The following is a 16,392-nucleotide window of genomic DNA, read 5'->3' as shown; positions in this document are numbered from 1 at the left end:
CCCCCAGCGCCCGACACAAAAACAAGAACAGGGAGAGATGGATGATGCGCAAGTGGTTGTTGCTGTTCTGCCTGCTGAGCCCGCTGACCTGGGGTAGTGAGCAGGATGCCCGGAATCTGGGCGAGCTGAGTAGCCATAGCCGGCTGCTCTGCGCCAGCGCCATGGTCTACTTCAATCCTCAGGAGCGCGAACCCGACCCGCGCGCCCTGAGCGCCACCTTCTACCACCTCAACACCCTGAGCCGCCTCGTCGTCCAGCTCGGCAATCCTGAAGCGCTGCAGAGTCCGGTGCAGGCCATGGAAAAGCTGTTCAAGACACTCGACGGCCTGCCACGCGATCAGGCGTCCCGCTTTCCGGAGCTGGTCGGCCAGTTGCTGGAGCAGGAGCGGAGACTGGAGCACGCCGCCCAGGCTCTCTCCGCAGGCCTGAAGCAGGACCCGGCCGGCGACCCGGGCGCGCCGTTCAACGCCCAGAGCCAGGCGCTGGCCAGCCTGCTGCTGGACTATCAGCTGCGCGCCTACCCCCTGCCGAACAAGCTGGACTTCGCCCTGCCCGAAGCGCAGGCAGCGCGCCTGGATGCCGACATCGAGCAACGTTTCGACCAGTTGCTTGCTGACCATCCGGATCACGCAGACGTGCTGGGCAAAGCCAGGACCAATTACCGCTTCGTTCGTGCCCAGCTCCAGCAAGGCGGCGGTCGCACCCACGGTGGCGCCGAGTTCTACCTGAGCCGTGCGGTCGTCGATCTCGACGAGTTGGCCGTCAGCCTGAACTAGCCAGGGACCTGCACCAACCGGGCTGCGACGGGGCGTCCCCGGAGCAGCTCAGCCCCTCGGGATCAGCGGCCGCCCGCTTCGATCAGGATGCGATCGGCGCTGCACTCGCTGCGATCCTGCGAGCGGCTGGCGGCGAACTGACCGTCCACCACGCCCACCAGGCTGTCCGCCTGCTTCAATTCGCGGGGCAGGGAAACACGGATTTCCTGGAGGTACTTGCCGCTGCAGATGAGCAGGAAGTTGTTGGCGGCCGAAGCATTGCCGAACTCCTGCTCCACCTTCTGGTAAAAGGCGCGCCGGGAAATGGCGCCGCCGATATTGGCCACGATGTACTGCCCCGCCGCCGACGCGTCCAGCTGCCGCACCAGGTCCACCGCGCGGCGGAAGTAGACATCGTCGTCCATCTGCGTCTGGCAGACCCCGTGCTTGTCCCACTGGTAGCGGCCGAAGCTGGTGCCGTAACGGAAGTTCGGCATCCAGGGGCGGACGTAGGCCAGGGTATCGGCGCTGAGTTTCAGATCGGGCCCGACGCAATGGCCATAACTCTTGCCGCAGGACTGGCGATTGGGCCAGAGGCCGTGCAGCGTCAGGTGGGAGATCTGCAACTCGCCGGACTCCAGGCCCTCGCATTCGGGCTTACTGCCCTTGTAGGACGTGTGCTCGCAGAAACCCGGCTGCCAGGTGGCGGCCAGCACGTAGCCATCGTGCTGGTCCGGCCGGCTGCAGACATTCCCACCGCCCACTGGCTTGGCCGCCTGGCCCGAATTGAATGCCAGCCCTTCGACCGTCCCGCAGGAAGCGGACACCCAGCGCAGCGGCGTAGCGCTGTCCGGCACGCGGATGCGCAGCCAGTCGTAGTCGCGCTTGTTCACCTCCACCACTGCGTAGCGCTGGCCCGGCTGGACTTCGAGGTCGTCCGGGTTGGTCTGCTTGCGGATGGACTGGAAGGCCTCGCAGCGCTGGCTGGCGACGAAGCTGCCCTGGGCGGACTCGGCGGTGGCGAACAAAGGCGAGAGGCCGACAAGGCCCGCGAACAGGGCCGCGAGGGGGGCTTTCATGGTGACTCCTGTCAGCGGGCGGCCGGGGCGCGGGGCCCCGGCGCAGCGGGTCAGACGGCGACCGGGGCCTTGATGTGCGGGTGGGACTGGTAGCCCACCAGCTCGAAGTCCTCGAAGGTGAAGGCGAACAGGTCCTTCACGGCAGGATTGAGCTTCATGGTGGGCAGCGGCAGCGGCTCACGGGTGAGCTGCAGGTCGGTCTGCTCGATGTGGTTGGCGTAGAGGTGGCAGTCGCCGCCGGTCCAGATGAACTCGCCCGGCTCCAGGTCGCAGACCTGCGCCACCATCAGCGTCAGCAGGGCGTAGCTGGCGATGTTGAAGGGCACGCCGAGGAAGATGTCGGCCGAGCGCTGGTAGAGCTGGCAACTCAGCTTGCCGTTGGCCACGTAGAACTGGAACAAGGCGTGGCAGGGCGGCAGGGCCATCTCGTCCACCAGGGCCGGGTTCCAGGCGGAGACGATCAGCCGGCGCGAGTCCGGGTTCTTCTTGATCATCTCGACCACCTTGGTGATCTGGTCGATGGACTCGCCGTTGGGGGCCGGCCAGGAGCGCCACTGGTAGCCGTAGACCGGACCGAGGTTGCCCTCTTCGTCGGCCCATTCGTCCCAGATGGAGACGCCGTTGTCCTTCAGGTACTTGATGTTGGTGTCGCCCTGCAGGAACCACAGCAGTTCGTGGACGATGGACTTCAAGTGGCACTTCTTGGTGGTCACCAGGGGGAAGCCCTCAGCCAGGTCGAAGCGCATCTGGTGGCCGAACACGCTGTAAGTGCCGGTGCCGGTGCGGTCGCTCTTGAAGGTGCCAGATTCGCGCACCCGGCGCATCAGGTCGAGATACTGTTTCATCAGACGACTCCTTGGGTGGCGTGGCGGCGATGGGCCCAGATGATCAGGGCGATGCCGCCGATAATCATCGGCAGGCAGAGAACCTGGCCCATGGTCAGCCAGCCGAAGGCCAGGTAACCGAGCTGGGCGTCAGGGACGCGGACGAACTCCACCGTAAAGCGGAAAATGCCGTAAAAGAGCGCGAACATGCCGGAGACGGCCATGGTCGGGCGAGGTTTGCGCGAGTAGAACCAGAGAATGGCGAAGAGTGCCACGCCTTCCAGGGCGAACTGGTAGAGCTGCGACGGATGGCGGGGCAGCTGGGCCGGGTCGGTCGGGAAGATCATCGCCCAGGGCAGGTCCGTGGCCTTGCCCCAGAGTTCGGCGTTGATGAAGTTGCCGATGCGGCCGGCGCCCAGGCCGATGGGCACCAGGGGCGCGATGAAGTCCATGAGCTGGAAGAAGCTCTTGTTGTTGCGCTTGCCAAACCAGAGGGTCGCCAGCATCACGCCGATCAGCCCGCCGTGGAAGGACATGCCGCCCTTCCAGACTTCGAAGATCAGCAGCGGGTTGGCGAGGTAGGCAGACAGGTCGTAGAACAGCACGTAGCCAAGGCGGCCGCCGGCGATCACGCCGAGGGCGACCCAGAACACCAGGTCGGAAAGTTTTTCCCTGGTCCAGGTGGGGTCGAAATCCTTGAGGCGGCGCGAGGCCAGCCACCAGGCCCCACCGATGCCAATGAGGTACATCAGGCCGTACCAGTGGATTTTCAGCGGCCCGAGGGCGATGGCCACCGGGTCGATCTGGGGATAAGCCAGCATCACAACTCCTTAGATCAGGAAGTTCAGGCCCACTGACAGCAGCAGCAGGGCGAACAGGCGCTTCAGCAGGCGCGGCGACAATCGGTGAGCCAGGCGCGCGCCGAAGCGGGCGAAAAACATGCTGGTGAAGGCAATGCCCACCAGCGCCGGAAGGTAGACGAAGCCCACGCTGTAGGGCGGCAGGTGAGTTTCATTCCAGCCCAGGACCATGAAGGACAGCGCGCTGGCCAAGGCGATGGGCAGGCCGCAGGCCGATGACGTGGCCACTGCCTGCTGGATGGGCACGCTGCGCCAGGTCAGGAAGGGCACCGTCAGCGAGCCGCCGCCGATGCCAAAGATGGCCGAAGCCCAGCCGATCACGCCGCCCGCCAGGGTCAGTCCCGGCTTGCCTGGGACCGTGCCGCTGGCCTTGGGTTTCAGGTCCAGGGCCATCTGGATCGATATCAGTATGGCGAACACACCGATGATCTTCTGCAGCATCGGCCCCTGGATGGCGGCGGCGGTCAGGGAGCCGAGGCCGGAGCCGAGCAGGATGCCGAGGGTCATCCAGGCGAAGATCGGCCAGCGCACCGCGCCCTTGCGGTGATGCTCGCGCACCGAGTTGATCGAGGTGAAGATGATGGTGGCCAGGGACGTGCCCACGGCCAGGTGAGTGAGAATGCCCGGATCGAACCCCTGCGCCGTGAAGCTGAATACCAGCACCGGCACGATGATCATGCCGCCGCCGACGCCGAATAACCCGGCCAGCACGCCGGCACAGGCGCCGAGCACCAGGTAGAGCAGGAATTCCATGGACACCCCCGAAAACAAAGCGGCATGTTAACGGAAGGCCGTTTCGCGCTCCAACTGGCGCGATGGACGCCAGCCGGAAGCTGCCGATAACCCTTGGGAAAACGCAGAGCCACTGGGTTAGTTCTCCTTCCGACTGCTACACTCCGGCTCATAAAAAGGAGACGACTCCATGTGCCTGATCGTATTCGCATGGCGCCCTGGACACGAAGTCCCGCTGGTGCTCGCAGCAAACCGGGACGAATTCTACGCCCGCCCCACCCTCCCCCTCGCCAAATGGGAAGATGCTCCCGGTGTCATCGCCGGCCGCGACCTGGAAGCCGGTGGAACCTGGCTAGGGGCGGCCCCGAATGGCCGCTTCGCCGCCCTGACCAATATCCGCGACCCACGAACACCGCCGGTTGGCCGGACCCGTGGCGAGCTCTGCGTGCAATTCCTGCGCGGAACCATGGGGCCGGGTGAATTCCTGGAGGACGCCCTGCGCCGGGCCGGTGACTATTCGGGGTTCAACCTGCTGGTGGGGGACGATCGCGAACTCTGGTTCCTCAATCCCCGGACCGGTGGGCCGATCAACCTCAAACCGGGCATCTACGGCGTGTCCAACGCGGACCTGGACACCCCCTGGCCCAAGGTGGAGCGCGGCAAGGCGGCCCTGGCCGAATGCCTGAACCCGCCCTCCGCGGACGCCCTGCTGAACCTGCTGCATGATCCGGAGCAGGCCCAGGACCATATCCTCCCGGAGACGGGCGTAGGGCTGAACACCGAACGCATGTTGTCCAGCGTGTTCATCGCCACCCGCACCTACGGCACCCGCGCCAGCTCGGCGCTGATCGTCCGTGCCGATGGCTCCCGCGAGCTGGTGGAACGCAGCTACGGGCCGTACGGCGCCAAGTTGGGAGATGTGCGGGTCGAACTGCGGGACTGACGCGTTGCCCTGAAGCGACAAAGGCCCGACGTAGGGTGAAGAGCGCTTCTCTGTCCACCATCCGGCCTCCTGCCTGGCCTCGCTGGTGGATAAAAAGGGCGTTATCCACCCTACGACTGGTTCACGCTCCTACAAGACGAAACGACAAAGGCCACCCGAAGGTGGCCTTTGTGTTTTGCGGCGCGGGATCAGGCAGCCTGGCTGGTGGCCTGAGTTGCGGTTCCCGGCTTCCAGCTGGACGACGCGGCTTCCTCGGCCATGGTTTCCATCGCCTGCTGGATGGCCCGCTTGCGACGCTCCTCGGCCTGGCGAGAGAAGAACCAGGCGAAGAAGGTGAACAGCGAGACGGTCAGCAGGATCAGGCTGGCCACGGCGTTGATCTCCGGCTTCACGCCCAGGCGCACGGCGGAGAAGACCTCCATCGGCAGGGTGGTGGAACCGGGGCCGGACACGAAGCTGGCCAGCACCAGGTCGTCGAGGGACAGGGCGAAGGACATCATGCCGCCCGCCGCCAGGGACGGCGCGATCATCGGGATGGTGATCAGCAGGAACACCTTCCACGGCCGCGCGCCCAGGTCCATGGCCGCCTCTTCGATGGACAGGTCCAGCTCACGCAGGCGTGCCGACACCACGATGGCCACATAGGCCGAGCAGAAGGTGGTGTGGGCGATCCAGATGGTGACGATGCCACGCTCCTGAGGCCAGCCGATCAATTGCGCCATGGCCACGAAGAGCAGCAGCAGCGACAGACCGGTGATCACCTCGGGCATGACCAGCGGCGCGGTAACCATGCCGCCAAACATGGTGCGGCCACGGAAACGCGGGATGCGGGTCAGCACGAAGGCAGCCAGGGTGCCCAGGGCCACCGCGGAGACTGCGGTATAGAGGGCGATCTCCAGGGAGCGGAACACCGAGTTCATCAGCTGGGTGTTGTCCAGCAGGCCGACGTACCACTTCACCGACCAGCCGCCCCACACCGTTACCAGCTTGGAGGCGTTGAACGAGTAGATGACCAGGATGACCATCGGCAGGTAGATGAACAGCAGACCCACCCACAGCATCAGGTTGGAGAAACTGAAGCGCTTCATACCTTGCCCTCCAGTTCTTTGGCCTGGTTACGGTTGAACAGGATGATCGGGACGATCAGGATCGCCAGCATCACCACCGCCAGGGCGGACGCCACCGGCCAGTCACGGTTGTTGAAGAATTCCTGCCACAACACCTTGCCGATCATCAGGGTCTCCGGACCACCGAGCAGTTCCGGGATCACGAACTCACCCACCACCGGAATGAACACCAGCATGGAGCCGGCGATGATGCCGTTCTTGGACAGCGGCACGGTGATCTTCCAGAAGCTGTTGAAGGTGCTCGAACCGAGGTCCGAAGCGGCCTCCAGCAGGCTGGGATCGTGCTTGACCAGGTTGGCGTACAGCGGCAGCACCATGAACGGCAGGTACGAATAGACGACGCCGATGTACACCGCCAGGTTGGTGTTGAGGATCTGCAGCGGCTCGTCGATCAGCCCGATGCCCATCAGGAACGCATTGAGCAGGCCGTTGTTGCTGAGGATGCCCATCCAGGCGTAGACGCGGATCAGAATCGCGGTCCAGGTCGGCATCATGATCAGCAGCAGAAGCACGGTCTGGGCTTCCTTGCTGGCACGGGCGATGGCGTAGGCCATCGGGTAGCCGATCAGCAGGCACATCAGGGTGCTGAAGAAGGCGATCTTCAACGAGCCCAGATAGGCCGCCAGGTACAGTTCGTCCTCGTTGAGCATCAGGTAGTTGCCCAGGTTGAGGATGATCTGCAGTTGGTTGTCCGCCCAGGTGTAGATCTCCGTATACGGCGGGATCGCCACGTCGGCTTCGGCGAAACTGATCTTCAGCACGATGGCGAAGGGCAGCATGAAGAACAGGAACAGCCAGAAGAACGGTACCCCGATGACGAGGTGCCGGCCGTTCGGCATCAGGCTTTTCAGGTTAGGAATTCTCATGACCGCAGTACCACGCCGCTGTCGTCTTCCCACCATACGAACACTTCGTCATCCCAGGTCGGACGGGCGCCACGGCGCTCGGCGTTGGCGACGAAGGACTGGACGACGGTGCCGTTTGGCAGTTTGACGTAGAAGACCGAGTGACCGCCCAGGTAGGCGATGTCGTGAATTCGACCACGGGACCAGTTGTACTCGCAGTTGGGCTGCTCGGTGGTGACCAGCAACTTCTCCGGGCGCAGGGCGTAGGTGATGCGCTTGTCCTGCACCGAGGTGGTCACGCCGTGGCCAACATAGATCGGGCGATCCAGCTGCGGGCAGGCGATCAGCGCGTGGGCCTCGGCGTCCTCCACCACTTCACCGTCGAAGAGGTTGACGTTGCCGATGAACTCGCACACCAGGCGGCTGATGGGGGTCTCGTAGATATCCACAGGGCTGCCGATCTGCTCGATGCAGCCCAGGTGCATGATGGCGATGCGCTGCGCCATGGTCATGGCCTCTTCCTGGTCGTGGGTCACCATCACGCAGGTCACACCCACGCGCTCGATGATCTCCACCAGTTCCAGCTGCATCTGCGAACGCAGCTTCTTGTCCAGGGCACCCATGGGTTCGTCGAGCAGCAGCAGCTTCGGACGCTTGGCCAGGGAACGGGCCAGGGCGACGCGCTGGCGCTGGCCACCGGACAGCTGGTGCGGCTTGCGCTTGGCGTACTGGGTCATCTGCACGAGCTTGAGCATCTCGTTGACCCGATCGTCGATTTCGGCAGCCGGGAGCCTGTCCTGTTTAAGTCCGAAGGCGATGTTCTGCGCAACAGTCATATGCGGGAAGAGCGCATAGGACTGGAACATCATGTTGATCGGGCGCTCGTAGGGTGGCATGTCGGTGATGTCCACGCCGTCCAGCATGATGCGTCCGTCTGTGGGCCGCTCGAAGCCAGCGAGCATGCGCAGCAGGGTTGATTTACCCGAACCGGAACCGCCGAGCAGGGCGAAGATTTCACCCTTGTTGATGGTCAGGGATACATCGTCCACCGCCACCGTCTCGTCGAACTTCTTGGTTACCCGGTCGATCTTGACCAGCACCTCTTTAGGTTGCTGGCTGCCCTCGAGGGCTTTCTTGTAGGCACCGGAGGCTATTGCCATTACCACACTCCCAGAAATTGCTACCCGACCACCGCGGCCGGGGGCGTTTATACAGCATGGGCGTGAACCAGGCTCCCTGCCCCGCCCCGCCAGATCGTTCCCGGTGATCCCGCCACACCACGGGCGCACCGGCGTTGCATTACTTGCCCGACTTGACCTTCGTCCAGCTGCGGGTCATCAGCCGCTGGACCTTCGGCGGCAATTCCGCCGAAACGTAGAGCTTGTCCAGCACCGCTTGTGGCGGGTAGACGGACTCGTCGGTGCGTACTTCCTGATTCATGAATTCCCCAGCCTTGAGGTTGGGGTTCGCGTAGCCGACGTAATCGCTGACTTTGGCGATCACCTCGGGCTTGAGCAGATAGTTGATGAAGGCATGGGCTTGCTTGGCGTTTGCGGCGTCCACGGGGACGGCCAGCATGTCGAACCAGAGGTTGCCGCCTTCTTTCGGGATCGAGTAGGCGATCTTGATACCCTTGCCAGCTTCTTCGGCACGGGACGCGGCCTGGAAGATGTCACCGGAGAAGCCGGCGGCGACGCAGATGTCGCCATTGGCCAGGTCGCCGATGTACTTGGAAGAGTGGAAATAGGTGACGTAGGGGCGTACCGCCAGCAGCTTCGCCTCGGCCTTCTTGTAGTCCTCGGGGTTGGTGCTGTTGGGGTTCAGGCCCATGTAGTTGAGCACGGCGGGAATCATTTCATCCGCCGAGTCGAGGAAAGCCACGCCGCACTGGCTCAACTTCTTGATGTTTTCCGGCTCGAAGATCACGGCCCAGGAGTCGATGCTGTCGACGCCGAGCGCAGCCTTGACCTTCTCCACGTTGTAGCCGATGCCGTTGGTGCCCCACAGGTAGGGAACGGCGTACTCGTTGCCCGGATCGTTGCGCTGGAGCTGCTTGAGCAGGTTCGGGTCCAGGTTCTGCCAGTTGGGCAGTTGGCTGCGGTCGAGTTTCTGGAACGCGCCCGCCTTGATCTGCTTGCCGAGGAAGTGGTTGGACGGCACCACCACGTCGTAGCCGGTATGGCCGGCCAGCAGCTTGCCTTCGAGGGTTTCGTTGGAGTCGAAGACGTCGTACACCGGCTTGATGCCGGTTTCCTTCTGGAAATCCGCCAGAGTGGTCTCGCCGATGTAGTCCGACCAGTTATAGATATGCACAGTCTGGTCAGCCTGGACCTGGGAAACCAGGGTCAGGGTGGCCACAGCAGTGATCATCATCTTGCGGATCTGGAAATGCACAGGTTCGTCCTCTTGTGGTATCCGGCATCGCCGGAAGGAGCCCGGGTCTTTCCCGCAACCCGGGCCAGTGAACTCACGGTTCTCTGCTTCGCGACCCGAGCACCGGCGGAGGAGCCCCCGCCGGGCACGGTAGCCGTACTTACTTGCCCGACTTGATGGTGGTCCAAGTGCGGGTCATTGCGCGCTGCACCTTCGGCGGCAGGTCCGGGAAGGCGTAGAGCTTGGCCATGGTCTCCTGGGTCGGGTAGATGCCCGGGTCCTTGCGGATCTCCTCGTTAACCAGCGGGGTGGCAGCGGCGTTGCCGTTGGGGAACTGCACCTCGTTGGTGATCTCGGCCATGATTTCCGGCTTCATCAGGAAATTCATGAACGCATAGGCGGCTTCCGGGTTGGCGGCATCGGCCGGCATGGCGACCATGTCGAAGAAGGTACCGGCGCCTTCTTTCGGAATGTTGTAGGCGACCTTCACACCACCCTTGGCTTCTTCAGCGCGGGACTTGGCCTGGTACACGTCACCCGAGTAACCCACGGCCACGCAGAGGTTGCCGTTGGCCAGGTCGGAGATGTACTTGGAGGAGTGGAAATAGGTGATGTAAGGACGGATCTTGAGGAACAGCGCCTCGGCTTCCTTCAGCTGCTTGGGGTCCTGGCTCAGCGGATCGTGGCCCAGGTACTTCAGGGCGATCGGCAGGATCTCGGTGGGCGAGTCGAGGAAGGACACGCCGCAGGACTTCAGCTTCTCGATGTTTTCCGGCTTGAACAGCAGGTCCCAGGAATCCACCGGGGCGTTGTCGCCCAGTACGGCCTTGACCTTGTCCGGGTTGTAACCGATGCCGATGGAGCCCCACATGTAGGGGAACGCGTATTTGTTGCCCGGGTCGGAAACTTCGACGGTCTTCAGCAGGTTCGGGTCCAGGTTCTTCCAGTTCGGCAGCTTGGACTTGTCCAGGGGCTGGTAAACCTTGGCCTTGATTTGCTTGGCCAGGAAGTTGTTGGACGGAACAACGATGTCGTAACCGGACTTGCCGGCCAGGAGCTTGGCTTCAAGGGTCTCGTTGGAGTCGAAGACGTCGTAGACGACCTTGATGCCGGTTTCCTTGGTGAACTTCTCGACGGTATCCGGAGCGATGTAGTCCGACCAGTTGTAGATGTGCAGCACTTTGTCGTCAGCCTGGGCCATACCGGCCACGGCACCCGCCAGGGTCATGGCGAGCAGGGTCTTGCCGAAGGTTTTGATCATGCGGGTAGCTCCATTTTTGTTGAAGTGTCCGAGTGGCGTCGTACCGAATACGTCACCACTCGGTGAGCCTGGCCAACGCACCGGCGAAGTCTGGCAAGGTCGAGGGCTTGCTTACAACAGTCGCCATGGCGAAATGCCGCAAGCCAGCCCCTTTTTCTCAGCCTTTGACGTCCGCCAGGGTGAGATCCAGGCACTTGCGCGCCTTGGTCACCAACTCGTCGACTTCATCCTTGCTGATCACCAGCGGCGGCGAAATGATCATAGTGTCACCCACCGCCCGCATGATCAGGCCGTTACGGAAGCAGTGCTCGCGGCACTGCATACCTACGCCACCGGCGTAACGCTCACGGGTCTGCTTGTTCTTGACCAGTTCCAGGGCCGCAACCATGCCGACCCCACGCGCTTCGCCCACCAACGGGTGGTCGGCCAGCTCCTGCCAGCGTTGCTGCAAATAAGGTGCCGTTTCAGCCTTCACCTTCTCGACGATCTTCTCTTCACGCAGGATGCGGATGTTTTCCAGCGCCACCGCCGCGGCCACCGGGTGACCAGAGTAGGTGAAGCCGTGGTAGAACTCCCCACCCTCATTCAGGGTATGGACGATCTCGTCACGCACGATCACGCCGCCCATGGGGATGTAGCCCGAGGTCAGGCCCTTGGCGATCGGCATCAGGTCCGGGGCGTTGCCGTAGTACTGGCTGCCGAACCACTCGCCGGTACGGCCGAAGCCGCAGATCACTTCGTCGGCGATGAACAGGATGTCGTACTTGGCGAGGATCTCGCGGATCTTCGGCCAGTAGGTTTCCGGCGGGACGATCACGCCGCCCGCGCCCTGGATCGGCTCGGCGATGAAGGCCGCGATCTTGTCTTCGCCCACTTCGAGAATCTTCTTCTCCAGCTGCTCGGCCGCCCAGACGCCGAATTCGGCCGGCGCCATGTCGCCGCCCTCACCGAACCAGTAAGGCTGGGCGATGTGCTCGATGCCGGGGATCGGCAGGTCGCCCTGCCCATGCAGCGCCTTCATGCCGCCGAGGCTGACGCCGGCCACGGTGGAGCCGTGGTAGCCGTTCCAGCGGCCGATGATGACTTTCTTCTGCGGCTGGCCCTTGATCGCCCAGTAGTGGCGGACCATGCGCAGCACGGTGTCGTTGGCTTCCGAGCCGGAGCCTGTGAAGAACACGTGGTTCATGCCTTCCGGCGCGATATCGGCGATGGCCTTGGAGAGCTCGACTGCCGGCGGGTGCGCGGTCTGGAAGAACAGGTTGTAGAAGGGCAGCTCGCGCATCTGGCGGGTTGCCGCCTGGACCAGCTCCTCACGGCCGTAGCCGACGTTGACGCACCACAGGCCGGCCATGCCATCGAGGATCTTGTTGCCCTCGCTGTCCCAGACGTAAACGCCTTCGGCCTTGGTGATGATCCGCGCACCCTTGGCGTTCAGCGCCTTGTAGTCGGTGAACGGCGGCAGGTGGTGGTCACGACCGAGCGCTTGCCATTCAAGGGTCTGGGGGTTGGTCACTTGGCTATTCATTTCATTACCTCAGTAAACACACATCTGGAGGGCCGGCCGAGGCGGCCGGCATCCGTTCAGGATCAGACAGAGAGCAGCAGGAACTCGCGCTCCCAGGAACTGATCACCCGTTTGAAGTTCTCGTGTTCGGCGCGCTTGACCGCCACATAGCCGGTCACGAACTTGCTGCCCAGGTACTTCTCGATGTCCCGGCAGGCTTCCATGCGCTCCAGCGCCGCCTCGATCGTGATCGGCAGGCGCAGGTTGCGGCGCTCGTAGCCGCGGCCCTTCACCGGCGCACTGGGCCTCACACCCTCGACCATGCCGATGTAGCCACAGAGCAGACTGGCGGCGATGGCCAGGTAGGGGTTGGCGTCGGCGCCGGCCAGGCGGTTCTCCACGCGGCGGTTCTCCGGGCCGGCATCCGGCACGCGCAAGCCCACGGTGCGGTTTTCCTCGCCCCATTCCACGTTCACCGGCGCGGAGGTGTCCGGCAGGAAACGGCGGAAGGAGTTCACGTTGGGCGCGAACAGCGGCAGCACTTCAGGGATGTACTTCTGCAGGCCGCCGATGTGGTTCAGGAACAGCTCGCTCATGGAACCGTCATCGTTGGAGAAGATGTTCTTCCCGGTCTTGATGTCGATCACGCTCTGGTGCAGGTGCATGGCACTGCCCGGCTCGTCGGTGATCGGCTTGGCCATGAAGGTCGCCGCCACGTTGTGCTTGAGCGCGGCCTCGCGCATGGTGCGTTTGAACACCAGAATCTGGTCGGCCAGGTCCAGGGCGTCGCCGTGACGGAAGTTGATTTCCATCTGCGCCGGACCTTCCTCGTGGATCAGGGTATCCAGGTCCAGGTCCTGCATTTCGCACCAGTCGTACATGTCCTCGAACAGCGGATCGAACTCGTTCGCCGCATCGATGGAGAAGGACTGGCGACCGGTTTCCGGGCGGCCCGAGCGACCCAGCGGGGCCTGCAGGGGGAAGTCCGGGTCATCGCAGCGCTTGGTCAGGTAGAACTCCATCTCCGGCGCGACGATCGGCTTCCAGCCCTTGTCGGCGTACAGCTTGAGCACCTTCTTCAGGAGGTTGCGGGGCGACAGCTCGATGGGGTTGCCCTGCTTGTCGAAGGTGTCGTGGATCACCATGGCGGTGGGCTCGATGGCCCAAGGCACCAGGTAGACGGCGCTCTGGTCCGGGCGGCAGAACATGTCGATGTCCGCCGGGTCCAGCAGCTCGTAATAGATGTCGTCTTCAACATAGTCACCGGTCACGGTCTGCAGCAGCACGCTCTCGGGGAGGCGCATGCCCTTCTCGTCCAGGAACTTGTTGGTGGGCGAAATCTTACCGCGCGCAATGCCGGTAAGGTCGCTGATCATGCATTCAACTTCGGTGATTTTGCGTTCTTTCAGCCAGCTGGTGAGCTGGTCGAGCTTGGTAGTCATAAAGACCTCAGGGTTTAGAGCTTCACGAGGAGGCTTCTGCAGGTTTGTACCCATCACGTACTACGAGCCAGCCGCCCGCGGAAAGTACAGTCCGAACTCCGCGTCGCAGCAACTTCGTTGGTTTCCTGAAGAAAGGTCTCCCGCTCAGCGTTGCCCCGCCTTCTCCCTGCAAGCCTCACCAAAGGCCTGGAAGATGGCGAGATAGTTTGGGTTGGTCTGCACTTGCCACTCGGGGTGCCATTGCACACCTAAGGCAAAGCTCTTGGCGCCTTCGACCGAAACGGCCTCGACCAACCCATCGGGCGCCAGAGCCTCTACACGCAGGCCCGGCGCCAGACGTTCAACGCCCTGGCCATGAATGGAGTTGACTTGAATCTCGGACGGCAAGCCGATGCCGTCGAGCACGCCGCCCGGCTGCACCTTCAGCAGGTGGCGGGGCGCGTATTGCACCTCGAGGGGCTCGTTGGCCGGCTCGCGGTGGTCCATGAATCCTTCTATCTCATGCACGCGCTGGTGCAGGGTGCCGCCAAAGGCCACGTTCATTTCCTGAAAGCCGCGGCAGATACCCAGGACCGGGATGCCGGCGGCCACGGCCGCGCGGACCAGCGGCAAGGTGGTGTGGTCACGCCGGGGATCGTGGCGGGTGCCGGGCGCGGAAGCGGGGCCTTGATAATGATGGGGCTCCACATTGGAAGGGGAGCCGGTAAAGAGGAGACCGTCCAGGCTAGCCAGGAGAGTCGATTGATCCATCAGTTCAGCCAGGGCCGGAATCACCAGCGGAATACCACCAGCTCCGACCGCCACCGCACGAAGATACTTGTCACCCGCTATATGATAAGTCTGAGGACCAAGCTCTCTGGTGCAAGCGGTTACGCCGATCAACGGCAGGCGAGACATGAGACACCCGTTTTATTTGTCTGTTATGGGTTTCGGCCGAGCTTAGCGTTGTTCATTTTATTACACAATAGGGCTGTAAAAAATTGAACACGCCCCGCTGAGCACCGCGCCTGGCATGGTTTGCAGAGTGGTCCGGGTGCCCTGAAACGCCCCAAAACTGGCCATCGAGACCAATTTTGGGGCAAAATGGGGCTCGCTTGACATCCAAGGGTGATTCAGATTGACTCACACCTTAGATAGAGCGTGATTGATATTTTTAACAAAAAAGGTGTTGCATCATGTCGGTACCCCCGCGTGCCGTTCAGCTTCAAGAAGCGAACGAATTCCTTAAGGAACATCCTGAGGTCCAGTTCGTCGACCTGTTGATTGCGGATATGAATGGAGTGGTTCGAGGCAAGCGGATCGAACGCGCCAGCCTGACCAAAGTCTACGAGAAAGGCATCAACCTCCCCGCTTCGATCTTCGCGCTCGATATCAACGGCTCCACCGTCGAAAGCACCGGCCTCGGCCTGGACATCGGCGACGCAGACCGCATCTGCTATCCCATCCCCGACACCCTGAGCGACGAACCCTGGCAGAAGCGCCCGACCGCGCAGCTGCTGATGACCATGCACGAGGTCGAAGGCGAAGGCGAACCCTTCTTCGCCGACCCGCGTGAAGTGTTGCGTCGTGTAGTGGAGAAATTCGACGAACTCGGCCTGACCATCTGCGCCGCCTTCGAACTGGAGTTCTACCTGATCGACCAGGAGAACATTAACGGCCGTCCGCAGCCGCCGCGCTCCCCGATCTCCGGCAAGCGTCCGCAATCCACCCAGGTCTACCTGATCGACGACCTGGACGAGTATGCCGACTGCCTGCAGGACATCCTCGAAGGCGCCAAGGTCCAGGGCATCCCGGCCGACGCCATCGTCAAGGAAAGCGCCCCGGCCCAGTTCGAGGTCAACCTCCACCACGTGGAAGACGCCCTCAAGGCGTGCGACTACGCGGTCCTGCTCAAGCGGCTGATCAAGAACATCGCCTACGACCATGAAATGGACACTACCTTCATGGCCAAGCCCTACCCGGGCCAGGCGGGTAACGGCCTGCACGTACACATCTCGCTGATCGACAAGAAGACAGGCAAGAACATCTTCGCTGCCGATGATCCCGAGCAGAACGCCGCCCTTCGTCATGCGGTCGGCGGTGTGCTCGAGACCATGCCCGCGTCCATGGGCTTCCTCTGCCCGAACGTGAACTCCTACCGCCGTTTCGGCGCGCAGTTCTACGTACCGAACGCACCGAGCTGGGGCCTGGACAACCGCACCGTGGCCGTTCGCGTGCCCACCGGCAGCCCGGACGCCGTGCGCATCGAGCACCGTGTGGCCGGCGCCGATGCCAACCCCTACCTGATGATGTCGGCGATCCTGGCGGGCATTCACCACGGCCTGACCAACAAGATCGAGCCGAGTACGCCCATCGAAGGCAACGCCTACGAACAGTTGGAACAGAGCCTGCCGAACAACCTGCGCGATGCCCTGCGCGAGCTGGACGACAACGAAGTTCTGAACAAGTACATCAGCCCGGACTACATCGACATCTTCGTCGCCTGTAAGGAAAGCGAGCTGGAGGAGTTCGAACACTCCATCTCCGACCTCGAGTACAACTGGTACCTGCATACCGTGTAAGCGAGTCCACAACGCCGGCCCCTGGGCCGGCGTTGTCGCATCTGAACCCTTTGCAACACCCCGGCGCAGCGGGTACCCCGCCCGGC

Annotated in this window: 15 protein-coding genes; 3 read left to right on the top strand and 12 right to left on the bottom strand. The window is 62.9% G+C overall.

All coding sequences use genetic code 11. The features are described from left to right. The first annotated feature begins 41 nt into the window (after positions 1–41). The gene (locus TQ98_RS00460) at positions 42–776 is read left to right on the top strand and encodes a hypothetical protein (protein WP_044870984.1); all 735 of its coding nucleotides are present in this window, start codon (positions 42–44) and stop codon (positions 774–776) included. 62 nt (positions 777–838) lie between these two features. Here TQ98_RS00460 and TQ98_RS00455 read toward each other — a convergent pair whose 3' ends face one another. The 4 genes from TQ98_RS00455 to TQ98_RS00440 are packed head-to-tail and all read right to left on the bottom strand — an operon-like array spanning position 839 to position 4,271. Further along, on the bottom strand, positions 839–1,834 hold the full coding sequence (locus TQ98_RS00455) for a ribonuclease T(2) (protein ID WP_044870983.1): 996 nt from the start codon (positions 1,832–1,834) through the stop codon (positions 839–841). Between the two features lie 50 nt (positions 1,835–1,884). Beyond that, positions 1,885–2,679 carry a thymidylate synthase gene (locus TQ98_RS00450; protein WP_044870982.1) on the bottom strand — a complete coding sequence of 265 codons (795 nt, stop codon included), beginning with the start codon at positions 2,677–2,679 and terminating at the stop codon, positions 1,885–1,887. Then, entirely contained in the window at positions 2,679–3,479 is an 801-nt protein-coding gene (gene lgt, locus TQ98_RS00445; protein ID WP_044870981.1) for a prolipoprotein diacylglyceryl transferase, read from the bottom strand. Before lgt ends, TQ98_RS00450 begins: the two co-directional genes overlap by 1 nt. A 9-nt stretch (positions 3,480–3,488) precedes the next feature. Continuing rightward, on the bottom strand, positions 3,489–4,271 hold the full coding sequence (locus TQ98_RS00440) for a sulfite exporter TauE/SafE family protein (protein ID WP_044871305.1): 783 nt from the start codon (positions 4,269–4,271) through the stop codon (positions 3,489–3,491). 169 nt (positions 4,272–4,440) lie between these two features. On the opposite strand from TQ98_RS00440, the gene TQ98_RS00435 reads away from it, so the two are divergent. After that, positions 4,441–5,193 carry an NRDE family protein gene (locus TQ98_RS00435; RefSeq protein WP_044870980.1) on the top strand — a complete coding sequence of 251 codons (753 nt, stop codon included), beginning with the start codon at positions 4,441–4,443 and terminating at the stop codon, positions 5,191–5,193. A 188-nt stretch (positions 5,194–5,381) separates the two neighbouring features. Here TQ98_RS00435 and TQ98_RS00430 read toward each other — a convergent pair whose 3' ends face one another. The 8 genes from TQ98_RS00430 to TQ98_RS00395 all read right to left on the bottom strand — a co-directional run bounded on the left by TQ98_RS00430 (position 5,382) and on the right by TQ98_RS00395 (position 14,642). Continuing rightward, a complete protein-coding gene (locus tag TQ98_RS00430) occupies positions 5,382–6,281 on the bottom strand; it encodes an ABC transporter permease subunit (RefSeq protein WP_044870979.1) in 900 nt (299 codons plus the stop codon). Further along, positions 6,278–7,159, bottom strand: coding sequence for an ABC transporter permease subunit (locus TQ98_RS00425; protein WP_177410200.1), 882 nt, complete (start codon positions 7,157–7,159; stop codon positions 6,278–6,280). Before TQ98_RS00425 ends, TQ98_RS00430 begins: the two co-directional genes overlap by 4 nt. 23 nt (positions 7,160–7,182) lie before the next feature. After that, positions 7,183–8,325, bottom strand: a complete 1,143-nt coding sequence (gene potA, locus TQ98_RS00420) for a polyamine ABC transporter ATP-binding protein (protein ID WP_044870977.1) — start codon at positions 8,323–8,325, stop codon at positions 7,183–7,185. A gap of 139 nt (positions 8,326–8,464) precedes the next feature. Beyond that, positions 8,465–9,538, bottom strand: coding sequence for a polyamine ABC transporter substrate-binding protein (locus TQ98_RS00415; protein WP_044871304.1), 1,074 nt, complete (start codon positions 9,536–9,538; stop codon positions 8,465–8,467). A gap of 160 nt (positions 9,539–9,698) precedes the next feature. Then, positions 9,699–10,799, bottom strand: coding sequence for a polyamine ABC transporter substrate-binding protein (locus TQ98_RS00410; protein WP_044870976.1), 1,101 nt, complete (start codon positions 10,797–10,799; stop codon positions 9,699–9,701). Between the two features lie 157 nt (positions 10,800–10,956). Then, on the bottom strand, positions 10,957–12,324 hold the full coding sequence (locus TQ98_RS00405; RefSeq protein ID WP_103102828.1) for an aspartate aminotransferase family protein: 1,368 nt from the start codon (positions 12,322–12,324) through the stop codon (positions 10,957–10,959). 62 nt (positions 12,325–12,386) lie between these two features. After that, positions 12,387–13,745, bottom strand: a complete 1,359-nt coding sequence (locus tag TQ98_RS00400) for a glutamine synthetase family protein (protein WP_044870975.1) — start codon at positions 13,743–13,745, stop codon at positions 12,387–12,389. A gap of 144 nt (positions 13,746–13,889) precedes the next feature. Beyond that, positions 13,890–14,642 carry a gamma-glutamyl-gamma-aminobutyrate hydrolase family protein gene (locus TQ98_RS00395; RefSeq protein ID WP_044870974.1) on the bottom strand — a complete coding sequence of 251 codons (753 nt, stop codon included), beginning with the start codon at positions 14,640–14,642 and terminating at the stop codon, positions 13,890–13,892. A gap of 278 nt (positions 14,643–14,920) precedes the next feature. On the opposite strand from TQ98_RS00395, the gene TQ98_RS00390 reads away from it, so the two are divergent. After that, positions 14,921–16,306 (top strand): glutamine synthetase family protein, encoded by a 1,386-nt coding sequence (locus TQ98_RS00390; protein WP_044870973.1) that lies wholly within the window; start codon positions 14,921–14,923, stop codon positions 16,304–16,306. Positions 16,307–16,392: the final 86 nt, after the last annotated feature.

Origin of the sequence: Pseudomonas sp. LFM046, from assembly GCF_000949385.2 — a bacterium.
Classification (GTDB): domain Bacteria; phylum Pseudomonadota; class Gammaproteobacteria; order Pseudomonadales; family Pseudomonadaceae; genus Metapseudomonas.
This window is presented reverse-complemented; position numbering and strand designations above follow the sequence as displayed.